The sequence below is a fragment of the Hyphomonas adhaerens MHS-3 genome, from assembly GCF_000685235.1.
Lineage (GTDB): Bacteria > Pseudomonadota > Alphaproteobacteria > Caulobacterales > Hyphomonadaceae > Hyphomonas > Hyphomonas adhaerens.
Genome location: NZ_ARYH01000001.1, coordinates 2,291,253 through 2,312,881, shown reverse-complemented (window position 1 = coordinate 2,312,881; position 21,629 = coordinate 2,291,253). Strand labels below are relative to the sequence as shown.

The following is a 21,629-nucleotide window of genomic DNA, read 5'->3' as shown; positions in this document are numbered from 1 at the left end:
TAATCATGACACCTGGCGAGATCTCATCGGACAGCGAACCGATGAGTGAAACAAAACCACAAACCGGTCTGCCAAAGACACTCGGGACGGCGCTCATCACGGGCGCCGCTTCGGGTATAGGCAAGGCCACCGCACAACGCCTGGCAGAAGATGGCTGGAACGTCCATATTTGCGATGTATCAGCTGCTTCCATCGAGGCCTTCCAGCAAGACGTGCCGGGTGTAAGCGCCTGGGTCTGCGACGTGTCCTCGCCGGAACAAGTGAAAGACGTCGTCAGCAAAGTGACGGCTGACGGCGCTGGCGGCCTGGACGTTCTGGTCAACAATGCAGGTATCGCGGGATGCACCGCGCCGATTGAGGAGGTGCCGCACGACGACTGGTGCCGGACGATGGATGTCAACGTCAACGGCACGTTCAATTTGCTCCGCGAAGCCGTCCCCGGCATGAAGCAGCGCAAACAGGGGGCGATCATCAATATCGCCTCTACCGCGGCCCTGTTCGGATATCCTCAGCGTGCGGCTTATGCGGCGTCCAAATGGGCGATGATTGGCCTGACCAAGACCCTGGCGATGGAACTGGGCCCCTTCAACATCCGGGTCAATGCCGTCTGCCCCGGGTCTGTCGCAGGTCCCCGGATCGACGGCGTGATCGAACGGGACGCCGAGCACCGCGGTGTGGCGCCGGACGTCGTGCGCCGGATCTACGAATCCCAGGTTTCGATGCGCCGGTTCGTTACCGCCGACGACATTGCCGGCATGTGCGCTTTTCTCGCGTCAAAAGATGCTGCGCTGGTGTCCGGACAAGTCATCGCCGTGGACGGCCATACCGAAACGCTCTCTTTTCCCTTCTGACGAGGCTGCCCCCATGAAAGCCATCTGGTTCGACAAATTCGGTGATGCGGCAGATTGCCTGCAATATGGAGATCTGCCCCAGCCAACGCCGGCAGAGGGCGAAGTCCTGGTGCGCCTGCACACCAGCGGCCCCAATCCCTCAGACGTCAAAAAACGGTCTGGCGCCACGGCTCCGTCACTGCTGGACGATGGATATGTCATTCCGCACAGCGACGGTGCGGGCGTTATCGAAGCGGTGGGCGAAGGTGTGCCGGCTGCCCGTGTCGGCGAACGGGTCTGGGTCTACCAGGCCCAGTATGGCCGCCGGTTTGGGACGGCAGCCGAATACATCTGTGTCGAAAGCAACCGCGCACCGCGCCTGCCCGACAGCGCCAGCTTCGAGATCGGCGCCTGCCTTGGCATCCCCGTCATGACGGCGCATCGCTGCGTGTTCTCTGATGGAGATGTGAAAGGCAAAACGGTGCTTGTCACCGGCGGCGCGGGCCGGGTTGGATATTACGCGATCCAGTGGGCCGCTCAGGCCGGGGCGCGGGTCATTGCGACGGCGAGCAATCCGGATGACGAAGCGGACTGCCTCGACGCCGGAGCCGACATCGTGCTCAATCATCGCATGCCCGACTGGCCCGAGATGCTGCTCAACGCGACGGGCGGTGAAAAGGTAGATCGGGTCGTGGATGTCGAGTTTGGCGAGAATTTGGAAAAGGTGCTGGACGTCATCAATACCAATGGGGTGATTGCGACCTATTCCTCCTCCCACAATCAGCAGCCGGTACTACCCTTCTACCGCATGATGTTTATGGACCTCACTGTGCGCATGGTTATTGTCTACGCCATGCCTGAAGACGCCAAAGCGCAGGCCATTGCCGATATCGAAGTGGCACTGGAAGCCGGAAAGCTGAAACACCGGATTGCCCGGACCGTGCCCCTCGCCAACTGCGCGGAAGCCCATGAACTGATCGAAGCGGGAAAACTTCGTGGGTGCCTTGTGGTAAATACTAAAGTTGACTGATGTGATGCCTGCACCTGTCCGGAAGCTTCGAAAACTTGCCAGGACATTCGCCGCGATGGCCCTGCTTGGGCTCGTTGCGGCGTGCGCCTCTCCTGTGGCCAACGATAACCTTCCTGAAGTCGTGGCAACCGATGCGACGTATCAGGGCTTGTCCTGGCCGGAGTTTGAGAATGGCGGTATTTTCCGGGGCATCCCATTTGCCGCCCCGCCAACGGGTTCGCTGCGCTGGCAGCCGCCTCAACCACTCCACAAGGACGGCAAGCCCGTCGTCGCGACGCGTTATGCCCCGGCCTGCATCCAAGGCGATTATATCGTCGATTGGTACGCGAGCCTGATAGAGTCCTTCGGTGGCGGTCCGGAAACAGCGGCCCGCCCGCATGGGGAAAGCGAAGACTGCCTTTACCTCAACATCTGGAGTCCGGATGCGACGCCGGACGCAGATCTCCCGGTCATGGTGTGGATCCACGGCGGGTCCTACAAGGGCGGCTGGTCTTATGAGCCGAACTATGATGGCCGCAAGCTCGCCGAACAGGGCGTCATCGTCGTCTCGATCGCCTACCGCCTTGGCGCGCTGGGCTTCCTTGGTCCGAACGCGGCTCAGGATGATGTCCCCATCAATTTCGGCACGATGGACCAGATCGCGGCGTTGCAATGGGTGCAACGCAACATCAGCGCATTTGGCGGCGATCCAAGCAATGTCACGATCTTCGGCGAGTCTGCAGGTGCATCTTCAGTTGGCACACTGATTATAATGCCAGCCGCAAAAGGCCTATTCGAACGTGCCATCAGCCAAAGCGGCGGATTCGAGCTCCTGCCCCGGCCGGAACGTGAGGACGCTGCAACAGGTTTCGACAAGCTGGCAGCGGCGCTGGAAGCTTTCGGTGCCAGCCCTATGACAGCATCAGCAGAGCAAATTCTCAGCGCGAGCAATGCAGCCCTCGCCGACTATGATTTTGGACCGGTGGTCGATGGCGGACTCCTGCCTCAACAACCTACGGACCGCCTTGCCGCCGGAAAGCTCAACGCAGCCGACCTCATGATCGGGACCAATCGCGATGAGTGGCTGATGTATCTGGATCCGGCGACCATTGAGACCGACCTGGCAGACTGGACACAAACTCATCCCGCCGCAGCGCCCCTGGTTGAGGAGATGACAGCCAAGTTCGGACCCGCCGCCACGCTGGACCAAATTGAAACTGCAGAGCAAATGCGCTGCCCGGGTCAAGCGCTCGCAGACGCTTTGTCGACCGGTTCAAAATCCGTCTACATCTACGAATTCAACCGGGTGCGGACCGGGGCTCTTGAAGCCGGATTGGGCAGCTATCATGGCGCGGAACTGCCTTATGTCTTCGATACGCATGACGACTGGCTACCAACCGATGCTGTTGACCGGCGCATATCCGAATTCATGGTGAGGGCCTGGGCCCAGTTCGCTCGCACGGGCGACCCGAACTTCGGGGACGGCGTCATTTGGCCAGCCTACAACGAAACGGGTGACGTCCTGAAGATAGATGAGGTGCGTGAGCCTGCCCGCCCCGTCAGTGAAAACCTGTGTGCAGCGCTTGAGGCGACCGGCATGACCACGCGGAAGCCAGAGTAATGGAAAATCCATTGACCTCCTCCACATCCCATAAAACGGACTGGGTTGCCTTCTTCGGCGCCTCTGCCCTCGTGCTCGCAACCTGTATTCCACTGGTCCTGTTCCCCGGGACGGGCGCGACGCTGCTGCCTCAGCTCTATGACTGGGTCGCCAACAATTTCGGACCGTTCTACCTTCTGGCCGGCTCCGCGACGATCATCTTCCTTCTATGGCTGGCGCTGGGCCGTTTCGGAACGGTCAGGATTGGCGGCGCCGACACGCAGGCGGAATTCACTCAACTGAGCTGGGCCGGCATGCTGTTCTGCGCAGGCGTTGGCGCAGGGCTCATGTACTGGGCCGCGATCGAGTGGGCCTACTACCTCGAAACACCCCCGTTTGGCCTGACGGCCCGTAGCCAGGAGGCACAAAACTGGGCTTCCGCTTACGGATTGTTTCATTGGGGACCTTCGGCCTGGGCCCTGTATTGCTTGCCAACCCTCGCCATCGCCTATGCCTATCACAACCGAAGTGCCAAAGTGCTTCGTTTGAGTACGGGGTGCCTGGGCTTTTCATGGATCTCGCCTGAGACATTCGGCGGACGCGTTATCGACCTTCTCTTCATGATCAGTCTTCTTGGTGGCGCGGGATCATCACTCGGCTTTACGACGCCGATGATTGCGGCACTGATCGCGCGCATCTTTGGGGTCGAACCGACTTTTGGGATGGAGATCGGCGTGATGGCGGTCATCATCGCGGTGTTTGCAGCAAGCGCTGCCGCCGGCATCCGGAAAGGTATCAAGCGCCTGACAGATCTGAACATCTGGCTGTTGTTCGCGTTTCTGGCCTTCGTCCTGATCTGCGGCCCAACTGTCTGGCTCATCAAAGCCGGGCTCAACGCAACGGGCCTGATGATCCAGAACTTCGTGCACCTGAACACATGGACTGAACCGTTCGGGGAGACAGGGTTCGTCAAGGACTGGACGATTTTCTACTGGGCCTGGTGGGTCGCCTATGGCCCCGTCGTGGGCCTGTTCGTTGCCCGGATTTCGCGAGGACGGACCATCAGGGAGATTGTGTTTGGCATGCTTGGGTTCGGTTCGCTCGGCGCCGGCCTCTTCTTCATGATCCTGGGAAATTTCGGTCTGTGGCTGGAATTGAAACAGGGGCTCGACCTGACCGGCATGATCAACAATGACGGCGGGTCCAAGGCGATTGCCGAGATGATCTTCCAACTCCCTCTTCCCGGTCTCGCAGCAGCCGTATTTGCGGTGTCCGCCATCGTCTTCTCCGCAACCACATATGACTCCGCGTCTTATATTCTCGCGTCCAGTGCGACGCGGTCCCTTCCCGCAGGCAAGGATCCGGCGGCGTGGCAACGTGTCTTCTGGGCATTGATGCTGGGTCTTCTGCCGCTCAGCCTGCTTTTCGTCGGCGGACAGCGGGTCGTCCAGACTGCCGCGCTGATCGTCTCACTTCCCTTGCTGGTGATCGGGGTGCTGATCGCTCTCTCCCTTCTGAAGCTGCTCAGAGCCGACCACCCGAAAGCTGGCAAACAGGATTAAACACGTTTGCTTGAAGGAATTGGTATGAATAGAAACGTTATCATCACCTGCGCCGTCACCGGCTCCGGCGACTCCGCCGGAAAGTCACCGCATGTACCGGTAACCCCGAAACAGATCGCAGACGCTTCCATCGAAGCCGCAAAAGCAGGCGCCGCGATCGCCCACATCCATGTTCGCAATCCGGAAACCGGCGCCCCTTCCCGCGATCCAAAGCTGTATGCCGAAGTGGTCGACCGTATCCGCCAACAGGATACCGATGTTGTGATCAATCTGACGACCGGCATGGGAGGCGACCTGTATCTCGGCCCGGATGAAGCGCCGCTCGACCTGGCCCCGGAAACGGACTGTATCGGACAGGCCGAACGCATGGTGCACGTTGAAACCCTTCGGCCGGAGATCTGTTCCCTCGATTGCGGCTCCTTCAATTATCCAGGCGGCAACTATGTGTACGTCTCCACGCCGGACATGCTTCGCCTCGGCGCCAAGCGCCTCCAGAAGGTCGGGGTCAAGCCGGAGCTCGAAGTATTTGACCTCGGTCATGTGTCCTTCGCCAAACAATTGCTCGCTGAAGGATTGCTCGACGCGCCGCCTCTGTTTCAGGTCTGCATGGGCGTGAAGTGGGCTGCGGAGGCGACGCCGCGAAATTTCATGACCATGGTGGAAAACCTGCCAGAGGGCGCCAACTGGGCGGGTTTTGCTCTGGGACAGATGGAGATGCCCATGGTTGCTCAGGCCGCGCTGCTGGGCGGGCACGTCCGCGTTGGTCTGGAAGACAACCTCTATCTGTCCCGAGGCAATCTCGCGACGAACGCGCAGCTCGTGGAACGGGCGCGCACCATCGTCGAACTCATGGGCGCCGCCGTTCAAACTCCGGCTGAAGCACGCGAAACGCTCAAGCTCAAGAAGCAGGACGCCGCAATCGACATGAAGGTGCCGCAATGATCTCCATCTACAAAGGTGTCGCCCATCCATGGCTGTGCGATGTCATGGGCCACATGACCACACGCCACTACATCGCCATGTTTGATGATGGTTCCTATCACTTTCTGAACGAGGTTTTCGGATGGAAGCCGGAAGATGCCTCTGCCCCGGGTTGGGTCGATGTGAAACAGGTCATTGAATACAATGATGAAATTGCCGCCGGCAGTCTTCTCGAAATCAAAGGGAAAATCGTCCGTGTGGGTGGTAAGTCAATCACCGTACAATACGAGATGCACAACTTTGCCAAGGGCACGGTGGCCGCGACTCTGGAAACGACGTCCGTCTATTTCGATCTTACGGAACGAAAAGCGGTTGCGATCCCGGACGACCTGAAAGCCCGGGCGGAACAGTTCAAGTAAGACGCTGTTCTGGAGTGACAGGATCGACTCCAGCGTTTTGTGGATGCCGTCACGGTCGGCATTTCCAATGCGACTGATTGCTATATAGTCCTGGATTCAACCAGAGGCCTCGCGAGGCGATCTGGCAAGTCTTGGATTCGGGAGGGTATTTTGCCTGACCAGGTAGCAAGGGTCACATCCGTTCGCGGCCCCGTAATCGACTTTGTTTGTAACGACGCACTGCCAGCCATCAACGACGCGGTGATTGTGGACCCGGACGGCGCTGCCGTCGTATGCGAGGTGCAAGCCCATCTCGATACTCAACATTTCCGCGCCATCGCGCTGCAGCCGACGCAAGGCCTGTCCCGGCTGATGGAGGCGCGCCTGACGGGCGCGCCCATTACCGTGCCGGTTGGCGACCAGGTACTGGGCCGCCTGTTGAACGTGGTAGGCGAAATCGGCGATGGCGGGCCGCCCCTGCCCGCTGATACGCCGCGCCGGTCCATTCACCAGTCGTCTCCGCCGCTGGCAAAACAAAGCACGCAGGTGCGGCTGTTCTCCACCGGGATCAAGGTGCTGGACCTGTTGGCTCCGCTCGCCCAGGGCGGCAAGGCGGCCCTCTTCGGGGGGGCGGGCGTCGGCAAGACCGTGCTGGTCACCGAACTGATCCACGCAATGGTGAAAGACTATGACGGCGTGTCGGTCTTTGCCGGTGTCGGCGAGCGCTCCCGCGAAGGCCACGAGATGCTACACGACATGACGAATTACGGCGTGCTGGACCGCACGATCCTCGTCTATGGCCAGATGAACGAGCCGCCCGGCGCCCGTTGGCGGGTGCCACTTGCGGCGATGACGATTGCGGAGCATGTGCGCGATACAGACCAGCGCAATGTCCTCCTGATGATGGACAACGTCTTCCGTTTCGTTCAGGCGGGCGCGGAAGTCTCCGGCCTGCTCGGCCGCATGCCTTCCCGTGTGGGATACCAGCCGACGCTGGCGACGGAAGTGGCTTATCTTCAGGAACGCATTACCTCGTCCAGCCGCGCTGCCGTGACTGCAATCGAAGCCGTCTACGTGCCTGCAGACGACTTCACGGATCCGGCCATCGCCGCGATCAGCACGCACATGGACAGCATGGTCATGCTGTCGCGAGACCTCGCCGCCGAGGGAATCTATCCGGCCATCGACCCACTGCGCACGACCTCCACACTGCTCGACCCGCTGATCGTCGGTGAAGACCACGTCCATACCGCCACTCAAGTCCGTAAATTGATTGAGCACTATTATGAGATGCGGGACGTGATTGCCCTGCTTGGTGTCGAAGAGCTCAGCCGCGATGAACAACTTCTGGTCGGCCGTGCACGCAGGCTGCAACGCTTCCTGACACAACCTTTCTTCGTTGCAGCGGCTTTCACCGGCATGGAAGGCCGCAGCGTCTCGACGGAAGACACGATCGCCGGCTGCCGTGCCATCCTGTCCGGTGAGTGCGACGATTGGGACGAAAGCTCGCTCTACATGATCGGATCGCTGGACGAAGCGCGCGCGCAGGAGACGGCGCGGCGGAAAGTGGCGTCATGACAGGCGTCCTGAAACTCACGGTGACCACGCCCCTACAAATCATCCTGCAGGAGGATGCGGTCGTGTCCATTCGGGCAGAGGATGCAAGCGGGGATTTTGGCATCCTACCAGGTCACACGGATTTCCTGACCGTCATCGATGCCGGCGTGATGCGCTGGCGGGTGGCGGAAGGCCCGTTTCGCTATTGCGCCCTCAGGGGCGGCATCTTTAGCGTGAGCGGCGGTCATGAGGTGCGCGTGGCTTGCCGGGAAGCGATCGTCAGCGATGACCTTGCTTCCCTCAGGCCAGGCGTTGCAGAGGCGAGAAAGGAGGCACTGGATGAGTCCCGTCGGGCCCGGGCACAGGGCGTGAAGCTCTATGCGCAAGCTGTCCGCCGCCTCATGCACGAACTCGCCGCTGGCGGTGACACACTCGGCCTGCAGGCGGATGCCGACAAATGAGTGACAACAACGACCCCACCGAGGAAGCTGCCCGCCGCGCCGACGCGCTGGACAAGGCTGGCAAAGCAGACCCGGAGCCGTCTCTTGCCCGCCGGTTCGCGACCATAGGCGCACTTGGCTGGATCATAGTGGTGCCTATGTTGACCGGGCTGTTCATCGGGCATTGGCTGGACAGGTGGATGCAAAGCGGCATCACGATGGCCGCGGCCCTGCTGATGGCCGGTGCCGTCCTCGGCTTCGTGCTGGCCTGGCGGTGGATACAGGAGCAATGATGCCTGACGTTAGCTCACTCATATTCGCCCTGCTGGCCGGTCTCGCCGGACTGGGCGCCGGCTGGCTCCATTTCGCAAGTCTCGAATGGGTCGCGAACAGGATTGTCGAAGGCCGCCTGTCCGCCATCGGGCTGCAGCTTGGCCGGATCGTTCTGCTGGGCGGTATCCTGTTTCTGTTCGCCCAAGGCGGCGCGCTGGTTCTGATAGCCGGCGCAGCGGGCATCCTGCTTGGCCGGGTGATCGTCCTGAGAGGAGCGCGGTGATGGAGTCTTCTCCGTTTGAAGCCGGGACGGCCTTCACGCTCGGTCCGGTTGCCATCACCACGCCGGTCGTTGTCACCTGGGCCATCATGGCTGTGCTAACCGTGGCATCCATTCTGATGACCCGGCGGCTCAGCCTCAAGCCCGGGCGTGCACAAGCTGTCCTTGAACTGATCGTCAGCACGATCGACAGCGAGATCCGGGCGACCGTACCCGGCGACCCTGCCCGGTTCCGCGCCCTGATCGGCACGCTTCTGGTTTTTATCCTGGCGGCGAACTGGACCTCACTGGTCCCTGGCGCTGAACCCCCGACGGCACATCTGGAAACCGACGCCGCGCTGGCCATCATCGTGTTCGCCGCCTCGATTTTCTGGGGCATCCGGTCACTTGGTGTGGGCGGCTGGCTTGGTGCATTTGCAAAACCCAGTTGGCTCATGCTCCCATTCAACCTGATCGAACAGGTCACACGTCATTTCTCCCTGATGATCCGCCTGTTCGGCAATGTGATGAGCGGCGCATTCATCATCAGCATCGTCCTGTCCCTGGCGGGACTGCTGGTGCCGATCCCGTTGATGGCGCTGGAGATGCTGACCGGAGCGGTGCAGGCATACATTTTCGCAACCCTGGCGCTCGTCTTCGTCGGATCGACGGTCAGTGAAGCGGGCCCGGGCCCGGAAGCACAACAAAAGGAAAAGACCCATGACTGATTATGTTCCGGTCATCAGTATCATAGCCGCGACGTTCGCCGTCGCGTTCGGCGCCATTGGGCCAGCGCTGGCAGAAGGACGGGCCGTTGCCGCGGCGCTGGAAGCCATCGCCCGCCAGCCGGAGTCTGCCGGCGCAATCTCCCGCACGCTGTTCGTCGGGCTCGCCATGATCGAAACCACAGCGATCTACTGTCTTGTGGTCGCCTTGCTACTGCTCTTCGCCAATCCCTTCATCCAATGAATTTTGACTGGGTCACCTTCGGATTCCAGATCGTCAATGTCCTGCTGCTACTGGCGATCTTGCGGCATTTCCTGTTCCGTCCGGTTGCGGACGTCATCGCACGCCGTCAGACCGAGACAGACGCCGCACTGAACGCGGCGAACAAGGCAAAAGCAGAGGCTGAGGCAGCGACCCGGAAGGCCCTTGCCGAAGCCGACGCAACTGCGTCTGCGCGGCAAGACGTTCTGGCCAAGGCACACAAGGAAGCCGAAGCACAAAGCAAGGCCCTCATCGACAAGGCCCATGCAGAGGCTGCAAGGATCGTTGCCGAAGGCAAGGCCGCACACGAGCGAGGCGCTCACGATCTCGAAGAACAGGCGTTGGCACGGGCCCGGGATCTGGCCGCCATCATCGCAGAGCGCGCCCTGACCGCGCAGCCGCAGGATTTCGGCAGCTATGTCAGCCGGTTGATCGCATCCCTCCAGAAAATGCCACCGGCCGAACGCGGTGCCCTGCTCAAGGGCGGAAACCTGAAGGTGCTGACAGCCACGCCGCTCTCCGAAGACGAAGAATCTTTGGTGAAGTCTGCCATAGCGCCGTTCGACATAGCCCCCGAAATCTCGACTGCACCCGAGTTGATCGCCGGTCTCGAACTGCATTCAGACAGCGGCGCAATCCGGAACTCACTCGCCCACGATCTTGAACAAATCACCGAAGCGATGCGTGATGACCGGCCCAACTGATCCTGCACTGGACCCGCTGAAGGCGCGCATCGCCGAGGCCCAGCTCGGCGCCGAAGCGGAGGAGCGCGGGAAGGTCATCGCGATCGCCGACGGCCTCGCGACAGTCGATGGTCTTCCCGGCGCAGAGCTCAACGAGATCGTGACCTTTTCGACCGGCGGCCGTGGCTTCGTCCTGACACTGGAGGAAAACCACATTAACGTCGCCTGTCTCGACCCCGCCGACGACGTCTCAGCTGGTACGCGCGTCGTCCGGACAGGTCAGCTCGCATCTGTGCCCATCGGCGAAGGGGTATTGGGGCGAGTGCTGGATCCGCTGGGACGACCGCTGGACAAAGGCCCCGTCCCCGACAGTACGGAGCGATTGCCAGTCGAACGCCCTGCTCCCTCAATCATCGACCGGGACTTTGTGAGCGAGCCTGTCGAAACGGGCCTTCTGGTCGTCGACGCCTTGTTCGCGATTGGCCGCGGGCAGCGTGAACTGATTGTCGGCGAACGCCAGACCGGCAAGACCTCCATTGCCGTCGACACGATCATCAACCAGGCCAACAGCGACATCATCTCCATCTATGTCGCCATTGGCCAGCGGACGTCAGCGGTCCGGCATGTGATTGACGCGGTTCGGGAACATGGCCGAATGGAGCGGACCATCTTCATCGTCGCAGAAGCGTCTGCAGAACCCGGGCTGCAATGGCTGGCACCTTTTTCTGCCACGTCCATTGCCGAATGGTTTCGCGACCGCGGGCAGCATGTGCTGATCGTCTATGACGATCTGACCAAGCACGCTGCGACCCATCGGGAGCTTGCGCTGCTCTCCAGGCAACCACCCGGTCGCGAAGCCTATCCCGGCGACATCTTCTATCTTCATGCGCGCTTGCTGGAGCGGGCCTCTAAGCTGTCAAAAGCCCGCGGCGGCGGCTCGCTAACGGCCCTGCCGATTGCCGAGATCGAGGCCGGGAACCTTTCTGCGTACATTCCAACAAACCTGATCTCGATTTCGGACGGCCAGATCGTCACGTCGCAATCGCTCTTTGCGGCCAATCAGCGACCAGCCATCGATATCGGCCTGTCGGTCAGCCGGGTCGGCGGCAAGGCGCAGTGGGGCACAATGAAATCCGTCTCCGGACGATTAAGGCTCGACTACGCGCAATACCTCGAAATGAAGCTTTTCTCACGGTTTGGCGGTTTCGGGGACGATGCCATGACTGCACGGATGAAGCGAGGAGAACGCATCGCGGCTCTGCTTGCCCAGCCACGCCTCTCTCCGCTGGATCTCCTGACGCAGATCGCCCTGCTCAGCGCTCTGAACGAAGGTCTTCTGGATGATGTGGACGTGGAAGAGATCGCCCGTCTGAAAACCGCATTGCCATCGATCTTCGCGGCGGACTCGGCCTTTTCCGAACTGGACCTCACCACAGCCAAACTGGACGAAGACACGCAATCCGCGATCCTGGAGGCAGTGCAAACCGCATTGAAACATGCATGAGCAAGCGGCCGGAAGAGATTCAGCATCGCCTGCGCAGTCTCGATGAGATCGGCAATGTTGTCGGAGCGCTGCGTGCCATTGCCTCAAGCCATGCCGGTTCCGCAGAAACGGCCATGCAGGCCATTACCGCCTATGCCGGGACAGTGACGCAGGCGCTCGCCGTTTCCATCGCCGCCGCTGCGCCATACTCGGAACCGGAGGGACCCGGTCTGTTGCTGGTCGTCGGCGCGGCGCAAGGCTTCTGCGGCGCCTATCCGGAACATATCGTCGAGGCCACTCAGGCGACGCTCGAACCCGGCATGGGACTGGTTGTCGTGGGCGCACGGACGGCAGACATGCTGAGCGCCGCCGGTCTGTCGGTCCTGTGGTCCGATGACCTGCCAGGGCATCCGGCCGCCATTCCGGCGTTGGCCAGCCGCACGACGGATGTCCTTGTTGAACAATCAACGCATTATTCCGGCCCAATCCGCGCACTTACCGGGTCGCCCCATGGTGGGCATGCCGCCATCGTGTCGCGCCTCTTCCCTCCGGAACCGCCTGAAGGGGTGACGTCACAGATAGCGCCGCTGATGACGTTGCCAGCGGCGGACCTCCTGACCGGGCTCCTGCAGGAAGCCCTTTTTGCCAACGTCGCCCACGTGATGATGCAAGGCGCCGAGACCGAGGCGCGTGCACGGGTGGAGGCCATGGCAAGGGCGCAAAACAATCTGCGCTCCCGCCGCACGGACGTCGAACAGGCTTACCAGCAGGCGCGCCAGGAACAGATGACAACCGAAGTGATAGAATTGTCCGCCGGACGACGCTGAGTTGCCATTCAAGCACCAACAGAGGATTCGTCCGGATGCCACTATGGGAGTCGAACCTCCCGCCCGACTTGCCTGGCGAAACTCACCAAACAAAGACATCGCATTTTGCTCAGATATCCAGCACCATCTTCATGGCACCTTCGGCCCGGCGATCGAACAGGTCATAAGCATGCGCGCCTTCCGACAGACCCAGCGTGTGACTGATGTAGCGTTCCGGCTTGATACGGCCTGATTGGATCAATGGGACGAGGTCAGGCCACTCCTGCAGCACTGAACAGGTTCCGATCCGGAACGTCAGCCCCATGGCGAACGCCTTGGCCATCGGAAAATCCATGGTCCGGTCTTGATTTACGCCAATGACCGACACGGTGCCACGGCGCCCGGCCAGTCCGAGCGCCGCACGGATCGTCGCGGAATGCCCCACCGCCTCGATCACACTGTCACACATCCGGCCGTGTGTGACTTCACGGATATAGTCTCTGGCTTCGCCCGGTTCTGGCGTTTCCAATCCAATTGCACGCCCCATGGCGCGCCGCTCTTCGACCAGATCAATACCGAACACTCTTGCGGCCCCCATGGCCAGGGCACTTTCCGCTGCCATGAGCCCGATAGGCCCCAGCCCGACAACGGCGACCGTTGCGCCATGCCCGATATCCGCATTGCGCGCACCGAACCAGGCGGTCGCCAACGCATCCGTCAACATGAGCGCCTGCTCCGCTGTGACACCTTCAGGAATGCGCGCTGCGTTAAAATCGGCTGCCGGGACGCGTACGGCTTCCGCCTGGCACCCCTGCAGCGCGCTGGACAGGCCGTAACAACGCCCGGAATTTGTCTCACAATTCACGACGTTTCCGGCCAGGCACGACCGGCACTGCCCGCATCCGACCGCTGCAGAGATCATGACCTTGTCGCCAACCTTCAGCTGGCGGACAGATCGGCCGACCTCGACGACTTCGCCAACCGCTTCATGACCGACGCAATAACCAACGTCCTCCGAAAAGGTCTCACCGTGATAGATGTGCAGGTCGCTGCCGCAGATCGCACACTTGTCGACCTTGATGATTGCGTCCCGGTCATCTTCAAGAATCGGATCAGGAACAGATTCGAAGCCGATGTCTTTCGGTCCGCGATACACGAGTGCTTTCATGCCAAGTCTCCTATGCGAGGTTCAGCGCGCTGACATGGCGTTATATTCGCGGATCTTCATCTTCCCGAGTTGGGACATGTGGACCTCGTCCGGACCATCCGCGATACGCAGGAAGCGGTTCAGCGTGAAGAAACTTGCGATCGGTGTGTCGTCGCTGACACCCATACCGCCATGCACCTGGATTGCGCGGTCACATACAGTCTGTGCCATCTGGGGAGCGACCACCTTGATCGCAGCGATCAGGTCTTTGGCGTCCTTGTTGCCAAAGCGGTCCATGGAGTCAGCGGCTTTCAGAGTCAGGAGGCGCGCCATTTCGATTTCGCAGAAGCTGCGCGCAACATCCTGGCGGATTGAGCTCTGGTCGGAAAGCTTCTTGCCGAAGGCCACCCGGTTCTCAACACGGCGCGCCATGATTTCCAACGCCCGTTGGGCCTGGCCGATAGAGCGCATGCAGTGGTGAATGCGGCCGGGACCAAGGCGTCCTTGCGCAATTTCAAATCCGCGGCCTTCACCGAGGATCATGTTCTCTTTGGGAACTCTGACGTTTTCAAAACGTAGTTCACATTCGCCGCCAGGTGAGTTCTTCGAACCAAACACGGTCAGGTGTCTGACAATGCTCAATCCCGGCGTGCCGGGTTCCACCAGGATTTGCGAGTGTTGCAGATGGCGTGGATTGTCCAGCAGGGTCTTGCCCATGACAATGAAGACCTTGCAGTTCGGGTTCATTGCACCTGAGATCCACCATTTCCGGCCATTGATGACGTAGTCGTCGCCATCAGGCAGGATGGTCAGTTCGAGATTGGTCGCGTCGGAAGACGCGACCTGCGGCTCAGTCATCACATAGGCGGAACGGATTTCGCCAGCGAGCAGCGGCTTCAACCAGCGTTCCTTCTGTTCCGGCGATCCATATTTCGCCAGCACTTCCATATTGCCTGTGTCCGGTGCCGAGCAGTTGAAGAATTCCGACGAATGCGGCACCCGGCCCATGATCTCCGCCAATGGAGCATATTCCATATTGGTCAGCCCGGGGCTGTATTCCCCATATTCGTGCGGCAGGAACAAATTCCACAGGCCCTCGGCTTTGGCGTGTTCTTTGATCTTGTCGATGCCGGGCCACCGTTGCCAGAGGTTCGCAGGATCTTCATTCCAGGCATGGTGTTCTTCTTCAGTCGGATAGACATGCGTGTCGAAGAACGCTTCCATCCGGTTGATCAAGTCCTTGGTTTTCTGGCTATGCTCGAACAGCATCTCTGCTCCTCCATGTGTTTGAATATTCTCAGCTGATCCAGCGTAGCGCGCGCTCAAGCAGCCATATGGTTCGTCTGTGCAGGTCGTCGCCCGTCGCCTTCGGTGCCTTACCCGCGCAGGCGCGCGCATAGGTGCCTTCCAGGATGATGCCTAACTTGTAACAGGCCAGGACGCTGTACCAGTGGATGCCTGAAAGGTCGCGATCCGACTGAGTCGCATATCGCAAGACAAGTTCTTCCGCCTCCGGGAAACCATCCCACGGCTGGACCGCAACTGTTCCGGCGTCGGATCGATCAGCCTCATCAGGCCAAGTCGCCAGGAGCCAACCGAGGTCCAGCAATGGATCACCAATAGTGGTTAGTTCCCAATCGACGATGGCGGCAAGCCTTGGTTCGTCAAACCGGAACATGACGTTGGCGAGATGATAGTCGCCATGAATAATGCCCGCGCGGAAACCGGAGGGACGGTTTTCTTCCAACCAGTCCCCAATGCGATTGACACCCGGCAGATCCTTGCGGCCATCCCACTCCGGAATCTCCGCATAGCTTTCGAGCTGCGCTTTCCAGCGGCTGACTTGGCGTTCCAGATAGTTTTCCGGCTTGCCCAGTCCTGTCAGCCCTACAGCGACATAGTCGACGGCGCCGAGCGCCGCGATCCCATCAACGAGTGAGAGCCCCATCTGGTGACGCAAGTCAGGCGAACTCGCGAACGGCTCAGGCAATCCCTGTGTGGCATTGTACCCGTCAACCGGTTCCATCAGGTAGAATGCGGCACCCAGCACCTTTTCATCTTCACACGCAGCAATGAGTCCCGGATGCGGGACTGCAGAATCTTTCAGCGCCGCCAGCACGCGCGCTTCCCGGCGCATGGTCTCGTTTGAATTGGCACGCAGGACCGGCGGCGGACGTCGCAAGACGTAAGTCCGGCCGGCCCGCTGGAACTTGAGCAAAATGTTCTGAGTGCCGCCGGCCAGCCGCTCGACCTGCAGGATCGGACCATCGCCCAGCTCCTGACTGTCCATCCAACCAGCTAGCGTCTCAAGATCTACCAGCGCGTCCACCCGCTTCTCCAGATTAAATCAATTGGATAATATGGTTGACGCGGAGACGATCAGATTGCAAGCCTTCCCTATGGTCCGCCTGCAGGAAAAAAATGAGAGCGATGCCGTCGACGCGCTGAAGCGCGCGGCGCTGAAACTGTTTGCCGAACGCGGTGTCGACGGCGTGACCGTCCGCGAAATCGCCGCTGCGGCAGGACAAAGGAACCACGGCGCCGTCGGTTATCATTTCGGCTCCAAAGCCGAACTGATCCGGATTTTGGTCGTAGATGGCGCCAGCCTGATCGATGCCAGACGGAACGAAGCCCTGGATGCATTAATGGCGGCGGGAGGCCCTGCCGAGCTGGAAGAAATCGTACGGATCCTTGTATATCCTTCGATCGACTTGGCGCCGCGCGGAGAGATCGAGTGCTACAACCGCTTTGTTGTCCTGCTCTCCATGGCCCATCGCGATCTCTTCATGAATGCGCTCGAAGACCGCTGGAACACGGGATACAAAAGATGTGTCGAGATGCTACGTGGCTGGATGACACACATTCCAAAACGCGAACAGACAGAGCGAATTGTGTTTATTGAAGCCTACCTTGGCGGCGTCCTCTCTGCCCGGGAAACACGCTTGGCCGACTCAACCCGGACGCACTCCACCTGGTCGAATGATCGCGTTCTCGAACACTTTGTGCAGACGATTGCAGCGATCGTTCGAGCCCCTACTATGGACTGATGCGAATTTCTGAAGACTTCGCACCCTCGCGAAGCAATGCGCGCATCGTGGTATCTTGGATAGGATGTGGAACGAGGACATAGCGAGCATTCTCCACACCAAGAGCACTGCGCTGATAGTTGGCTTCGAATACCCCTTCACAGTAACACCGGGCACCGCCGACCCGAGCTGGCGCTGAAGTTCGTCGAGCAAGACGTTGCCGCGGGGCTTCACAAAGACTTCGCCTAAGTGCCACTGTCATTGCAGGCTCCGTCGCATGCTTCGGATCTTGTTAGCGAAGTCAGTCTTGAATCTTTTCAAGCCTGACGAAGCGCAAGGTTCTTGCCATCTGTTTGAATATCAAAAGCTTTTATTGTTCTCGTATTGTAGATTGGGCTGAGCACTGTGCTAACGGCGACATAGCTGGCTTTGGCCGAGTCCGGATAGAGCACAACTCGCACATACCCCTGATGAAAATTGTCCGTCCAGGTCACTTCGGGGAGCTGATCCGAAAATACCTGATCGAGCGCTTTAGCCGTTTCAGCGTCGAAGCCGGAATCAACGAAATCCCCAGGAGACGTAATCCCGGCAGTGCCGAGTTCAATGCCCATGTTCTCACCACTCTTGTCGTGGAGAATGTTTGCCCAGAAACTGTGGCTATCCCCTGTGAGCACCAAAAGGTCGGCGGCCTTATTCGACTTGCATAAATCGTAGAACGCTTCACGCGCGACAGGGTAACCATCCCAAGTGTCTGTGTAGAATGGGAGTCCATGCTTACCCAACCAAGCCAACCGCTTATGCGCTTCGAGCGAAGTCTCTAGGGGAGTTGATAACACACCGAGGCCAATGACGTCTGGCACAGGCATGCGTGCCATTGGAATTTGATTACCAATCACGCGCCAAGGCTGACCCTTCGCTACGGATTCGGAAAGGGCTACGGATATATCTTCCAATTCTGTCGGCGAAATCATATGCCGATCTGGGTCGCCCAGCACATCGCGGCGGAAGGCTGCGTAGTCTGCTTCGGTATTTAACTTCGGCGCCCACTCTGCGTAATCCACCTGTTTTCCACGCGCCGTGTGGCGCGTCTCCAGCGTAATGAGCGTGGCGAGGTCACCAAAAATGTAGGAACGCCAGAACTGTGCTCTTGTTCGACCCGGCATGGGCTCACGAATCGGCATCCACTCATAATAGGCCTGAATCGAAGCCGCTCGTCGTGCTGCCCAGCTGCCTTCGGTTTCAGGTTGATGGTTCTGAGCGCCGTCCGTCCATGGGTTGTTGGCGCTTTCATGATCATCCCAACAGCAGATGAGAGGGTGCGCTGCATGCATTTCGCGCGAACCCGCGTCGGATTTGTACTGGGCATGTCGACGGCGATAGTCGGCTAGCGTGATGATTTCATGCGGTGGATCATGCGGCCGCCCGATGACGGAGGCGGTCTCCTCTCCCCATCCCTCTGGACCACCATATTCATAAATGTAGTCACCAGTATGCAGGACGAAATCGATCTCCGGATCGCGTGCGATCGCATCATACCCGTTAAAAAAACCGAACGGGTAATTCGAACAGGAAACAAGCGCGATACCGAGCTGGTCCACTGCTCCGACAGGCAGAGTCTGCGTGCGCCCAAGCCGGGACCTGACCCCTTCCGCTTCGAAACGATAGTAGTAAGTCTGCCCTGGCTGAAGGGCGTCCACCACTACTTTCAAGGTGTAGTCCGTCTCGTCCGTCGCTTTAGCGGCACCGCTTGCGACGAGGGATTCCATTTCCGGATCGTCATAGACCGACCACGTAACGTCCACTTCCGATGCGAGCGTCGTGATCCGTGTCCAGATGACAACGCTGGACGCATCAGGGTCACCGCTTGCCACACCGTGACGGAACACGGCTGGGTCAGATGATTCACTCGTCGCAGATTGCGCAGCCTCCTCACCCGGCGTCGCACAAGCTGACGTGAGTGCAGTTCCTGTCATCAATGCCAATGCATGGCGGCGGTTGATCCGGGGCATGTGCCGTTCCTTTTCTGAAACTCTATCGACGGGCATATATTGTAATTACGAAGAAGGCGGTCTCACAGAGACCGCCTTCCTCAATGATTGAACTTACATCATTCCTAGAAATCTGCAGTCACGGTGAACACGACGGTCCGCGGCGCTGAAATCCAGGCGCCACCGCCGGAAATTCCCGCCAGCCAATCGCCATCAAACAGATTGTTGACGGTCAGGCGGAAGTCCAGGTTGGACAGGTCGTCGGAGATCGCTTCGCCGGAGATACCTGCATACAGATCAGCATCGTAGTAGCCCTCGGCCGTCCACGTGTTGCCGACGTCAACAAACCGATCGTCAACCCACTTGGTCGACAGTCCAGCAAAGAAATTGCCGTCGGTATAATCCGCGCTGACGACTGCCATGTTCTTGGCGATACCGGGAACCTGATTACCAACAACTGTGCTGACGATGTTGCCGTTGCTGTCCAGCACGGTCAGCCCGGTCGCAGCATCCTGTGTCACGATACCCGAGCCCAGAATTTTGGCGTCGCTGATACCGGTATAGGATGCAAAGAATGACAGGTTGTCCGTTGCGCGGAATTCGCCTGACGCTTCAAAGCCGCTCGACTCGATGCCGCCGCCATTGATGTAGCCGCCGTTGGATGCTTCGAGATAGTCGATCCCGTTGACGGTCTGGTTGGCGACCGCAAGCAAGCGGTTGTCAAACGTCGAGTCGAAGTAGACGAGCGAGCCCCGGAAGCGCTGGCCGGAATAACGCACGCCAACTTCGCTGTTTTCAGACGTTTCCGGATCGGGCGTACCGCCCGGTGCCAGCACTTCGAGAACCGTATCGGGAATGGCTTTGAAGTTTTCGGCATAGCCAGCGAAGACTTCCAGGCCAGGCACGGCACTGGGGGTCCAAGCTGCACCACCGGAGAACAGTACGTCGGAATCGGTCGACACTTTGAAGTTCAATGCCGCGTCATTCGGCGCGAAATTGTCAGCGCGTTCGATCTCGTTGCTGAACTGCTTCATCCCGAGACGGAATGAGAAGTCAGACACCTTCACAACATCTTCGAGGTACCATTTGAAGGTCGATTGAGGGAATTCGCGATTATACTGAACCCAATATGCCGTGTAGTCATAATCGGCGCCGACACGAGAATCGATAAGCTTGTGCCAATCGCGATATTCGTACCGCGTTGCATCCTCGTACCAGAGACCGCCACGCAGGGTATTGTCCACGGTTTGGCCAATCGGTGTTTGCCACTCGAAGTCGGCATAAGCCCCGGTCCGTTCCTTCTGGTAGTGGGTATGCCTGTAAGACGACACCGGAATGGAATTCGCAGGGAAACAAGCCGGATCGTACTCCGGACCTGCACCGCCATAGGGGTACGTGATCGATGAGACACAGCCCGGAGTAGGTGTCAGAGGCGAACCCGCCGGGTCTGTAAACGTCACGAGCGGCACAGTGGACGTGCCGTACTGGCCGACATTGACCACATACTGCGGAACCCAATCGCCACGCCCGTCATTGTCATGACGATAGACACCGGCATCAACTTTGAAACCGTCGAACACTTCCTTCTCGCCCTTCAGGTAGAAGAACGTGTTTGTCCGCAGCGTGCCCCAGGCTTTCCGATAAAGCTGATCAATATAAGGGACGCCGGTCCACTCAGCAGTCAGCCCGTCAGAATTCGGATTGGCTGCAAAGTCGGCCGGCGAGAACAGACGCTGGTAATTGTTTTCGTGCGTGTCGTCGTAGGCAAGGTAGCTGGTCCAGTCGATGCCGAACTGCTCGGTTTGCAACTTGGCAGCCATGTGGTCGCGACTGTTATCCGCCGACTGGTTCACATGGTCGGTAGCCGATTGGGTCGACAGAGAGACCCAGAACTTGGTCTTGTTATCGGACAGGAAGCCGCTGTCATAACGGCCGTAAAAGCGCTGAGAGTCGAAGTCACCAAGCGACGCCGAGACGCGCACCCGGCGCTCGTCCAGTGGGTTTTGGGTCGTGAAGTTGAGCGTGCCACCAAGCGCATCATTTGTGCGCGAAGCAATATCTGCTGTACCTTGCGACACTTCGATCGCGCCGGCGTTCTGCGTGTCGATGTAGCGGTTGGCCTTGGCGCCGCCGCCATAGTTCGACCCGCCGTTCGGCATGCCGTCGATCGTGATGCCGACCTGCTGTTCGCCGAGATTATTCTGGAAGCCGCGAACGGCCACGCCGGTCGACCAGTCGTCAAAGCCGAAGGCGTCACCTTCCTGGACCTGCACGCCAGGCAGGTTGTCGATTTGCGCCAGTACGCTCGTTACCGGCGCTTGCTGAAGCGCCATGGACTCCGTCGACTCAGCTGACGAATAGGTTTGCTGCTGCCCCACAACGATGACCGTATCGAGTTCGCGCGCTTCGTCTGCATTTGCGCCAACGGGTGTCGGTTCGACTGTCTGCGCGGCTGCGCAGAACCCCAGCACGAAACTCGCGGACACAAGAAGACCGCTCTTAAATAATGTCATTGTAATTCCGCTCTTTTGCTTCTTGAGCTGGCGGAACCCTCGCTTCCGCGCAGCTCGGCGCTACCTTCGAAAATCCAGCTCCGAAGAGCTCGAGAAGATTGCCACCAGCTAGGGAATGAATGTGACGATCGCGCGACGCTTCGTGTT

21 protein-coding genes are annotated in these 21,629 nt (G+C 59.5%); 16 read left to right on the top strand and 5 right to left on the bottom strand.

Going from position 1 to position 21,629, the window contains the following annotated elements; all coding sequences use genetic code 11:
- The first annotated feature begins 5 nt into the window (after window positions 1-5).
- From HAD_RS11185 to HAD_RS11115, 15 genes are all read left to right on the top strand, one after another.
- Window positions 6-851: an SDR family NAD(P)-dependent oxidoreductase gene (locus tag HAD_RS11185; RefSeq protein WP_206741263.1), complete on the top strand. Its 846-nt coding sequence runs from the start codon at window positions 6-8 to the stop codon at window positions 849-851.
- Between the two features lie 13 nt (window positions 852-864).
- The gene (locus tag HAD_RS11180; protein ID WP_035571065.1) at window positions 865-1,860 is read left to right on the top strand and encodes an NADPH:quinone reductase; all 996 of its coding nucleotides are present in this window, start codon (window positions 865-867) and stop codon (window positions 1,858-1,860) included.
- A 4-nt stretch (window positions 1,861-1,864) separates the two neighbouring features.
- Window positions 1,865-3,460, top strand: coding sequence for a carboxylesterase/lipase family protein (locus HAD_RS11175; protein WP_084331896.1), 1,596 nt, complete (start codon window positions 1,865-1,867; stop codon window positions 3,458-3,460).
- Window positions 3,460-5,001: a BCCT family transporter gene (locus tag HAD_RS11170; protein WP_035571063.1), complete on the top strand. Its 1,542-nt coding sequence runs from the start codon at window positions 3,460-3,462 to the stop codon at window positions 4,999-5,001. Before HAD_RS11175 ends, HAD_RS11170 begins: the two co-directional genes overlap by 1 nt.
- Window positions 5,002-5,025: 24 nt before the next feature.
- On the top strand, window positions 5,026-5,943 hold the full coding sequence (locus HAD_RS11165) for a beta-keto acid cleavage family enzyme (RefSeq protein WP_035571062.1): 918 nt from the start codon (window positions 5,026-5,028) through the stop codon (window positions 5,941-5,943).
- Entirely contained in the window at window positions 5,940-6,341 is a 402-nt protein-coding gene (locus HAD_RS11160; protein WP_035571060.1) for an acyl-CoA thioesterase, read from the top strand. Before HAD_RS11165 ends, HAD_RS11160 begins: the two co-directional genes overlap by 4 nt.
- Window positions 6,342-6,491: 150 nt before the next feature.
- Complete coding sequence (gene atpD, locus HAD_RS11155; protein WP_206741262.1) at window positions 6,492-7,898, top strand: F0F1 ATP synthase subunit beta; 1,407 nt, start codon at window positions 6,492-6,494, stop codon at window positions 7,896-7,898.
- The gene (locus HAD_RS11150) at window positions 7,895-8,338 is read left to right on the top strand and encodes a F0F1 ATP synthase subunit epsilon (RefSeq protein WP_035571059.1); all 444 of its coding nucleotides are present in this window, start codon (window positions 7,895-7,897) and stop codon (window positions 8,336-8,338) included. The genes atpD and HAD_RS11150 overlap by 4 nt, the downstream gene beginning before the upstream one ends.
- Window positions 8,335-8,610 (top strand): AtpZ/AtpI family protein, encoded by a 276-nt coding sequence (locus HAD_RS11145; RefSeq protein ID WP_035571058.1) that lies wholly within the window; start codon window positions 8,335-8,337, stop codon window positions 8,608-8,610. Before HAD_RS11150 ends, HAD_RS11145 begins: the two co-directional genes overlap by 4 nt.
- The gene (locus HAD_RS11140; protein WP_051596158.1) at window positions 8,610-8,873 is read left to right on the top strand and encodes an N-ATPase subunit AtpR; all 264 of its coding nucleotides are present in this window, start codon (window positions 8,610-8,612) and stop codon (window positions 8,871-8,873) included. The genes HAD_RS11145 and HAD_RS11140 overlap by 1 nt, the downstream gene beginning before the upstream one ends.
- On the top strand, window positions 8,873-9,577 hold the full coding sequence (locus tag HAD_RS11135; RefSeq protein WP_035571056.1) for a F0F1 ATP synthase subunit A: 705 nt from the start codon (window positions 8,873-8,875) through the stop codon (window positions 9,575-9,577). The genes HAD_RS11140 and HAD_RS11135 overlap by 1 nt, the downstream gene beginning before the upstream one ends.
- Window positions 9,570-9,818: a F0F1 ATP synthase subunit C gene (locus tag HAD_RS11130; RefSeq protein WP_035571055.1), complete on the top strand. Its 249-nt coding sequence runs from the start codon at window positions 9,570-9,572 to the stop codon at window positions 9,816-9,818. The genes HAD_RS11135 and HAD_RS11130 overlap by 8 nt, the downstream gene beginning before the upstream one ends.
- Window positions 9,815-10,540, top strand: coding sequence for a F0F1 ATP synthase subunit B family protein (locus HAD_RS11125; RefSeq protein ID WP_035571053.1), 726 nt, complete (start codon window positions 9,815-9,817; stop codon window positions 10,538-10,540). The genes HAD_RS11130 and HAD_RS11125 overlap by 4 nt, the downstream gene beginning before the upstream one ends.
- The gene (locus HAD_RS11120) at window positions 10,524-12,023 is read left to right on the top strand and encodes a F0F1 ATP synthase subunit alpha (protein ID WP_035571051.1); all 1,500 of its coding nucleotides are present in this window, start codon (window positions 10,524-10,526) and stop codon (window positions 12,021-12,023) included. The genes HAD_RS11125 and HAD_RS11120 overlap by 17 nt, the downstream gene beginning before the upstream one ends.
- Window positions 12,020-12,829: a F0F1 ATP synthase subunit gamma gene (locus tag HAD_RS11115; protein WP_035571049.1), complete on the top strand. Its 810-nt coding sequence runs from the start codon at window positions 12,020-12,022 to the stop codon at window positions 12,827-12,829. The genes HAD_RS11120 and HAD_RS11115 overlap by 4 nt, the downstream gene beginning before the upstream one ends.
- A 109-nt stretch (window positions 12,830-12,938) precedes the next feature.
- On the opposite strand, the gene HAD_RS11110 is transcribed toward HAD_RS11115, so the two are convergent.
- Genes HAD_RS11110 through HAD_RS11100 form a run of 3 tightly spaced genes read right to left on the bottom strand, consistent with a single transcriptional unit; the run spans window position 12,939 to window position 16,245 of the window.
- Window positions 12,939-13,976, bottom strand: a complete 1,038-nt coding sequence (locus HAD_RS11110) for an alcohol dehydrogenase family protein (RefSeq protein ID WP_035571047.1) — start codon at window positions 13,974-13,976, stop codon at window positions 12,939-12,941.
- 21 nt (window positions 13,977-13,997) lie between these two features.
- Window positions 13,998-15,224, bottom strand: coding sequence for an acyl-CoA dehydrogenase family protein (locus HAD_RS11105; RefSeq protein ID WP_035571045.1), 1,227 nt, complete (start codon window positions 15,222-15,224; stop codon window positions 13,998-14,000).
- Between the two features lie 28 nt (window positions 15,225-15,252).
- Entirely contained in the window at window positions 15,253-16,245 is a 993-nt protein-coding gene (locus HAD_RS11100) for a phosphotransferase family protein (RefSeq protein WP_199285851.1), read from the bottom strand.
- 94 nt (window positions 16,246-16,339) lie between these two features.
- Between HAD_RS11100 and HAD_RS11095 the strand changes: the two genes are divergently transcribed.
- A complete protein-coding gene (locus HAD_RS11095) occupies window positions 16,340-17,002 on the top strand; it encodes a TetR/AcrR family transcriptional regulator (protein ID WP_241765344.1) in 663 nt (220 codons plus the stop codon).
- A 296-nt stretch (window positions 17,003-17,298) separates the two neighbouring features.
- On the opposite strand, the gene HAD_RS11090 is transcribed toward HAD_RS11095, so the two are convergent.
- On the bottom strand, window positions 17,299-18,990 hold the full coding sequence (locus tag HAD_RS11090) for an alkaline phosphatase D family protein (RefSeq protein WP_035571040.1): 1,692 nt from the start codon (window positions 18,988-18,990) through the stop codon (window positions 17,299-17,301).
- A 104-nt stretch (window positions 18,991-19,094) separates the two neighbouring features.
- A complete protein-coding gene (locus HAD_RS11085) occupies window positions 19,095-21,482 on the bottom strand; it encodes a TonB-dependent receptor domain-containing protein (RefSeq protein ID WP_084331895.1) in 2,388 nt (795 codons plus the stop codon).
- Between the last annotated feature and the right edge of the window lie 147 nt (window positions 21,483-21,629).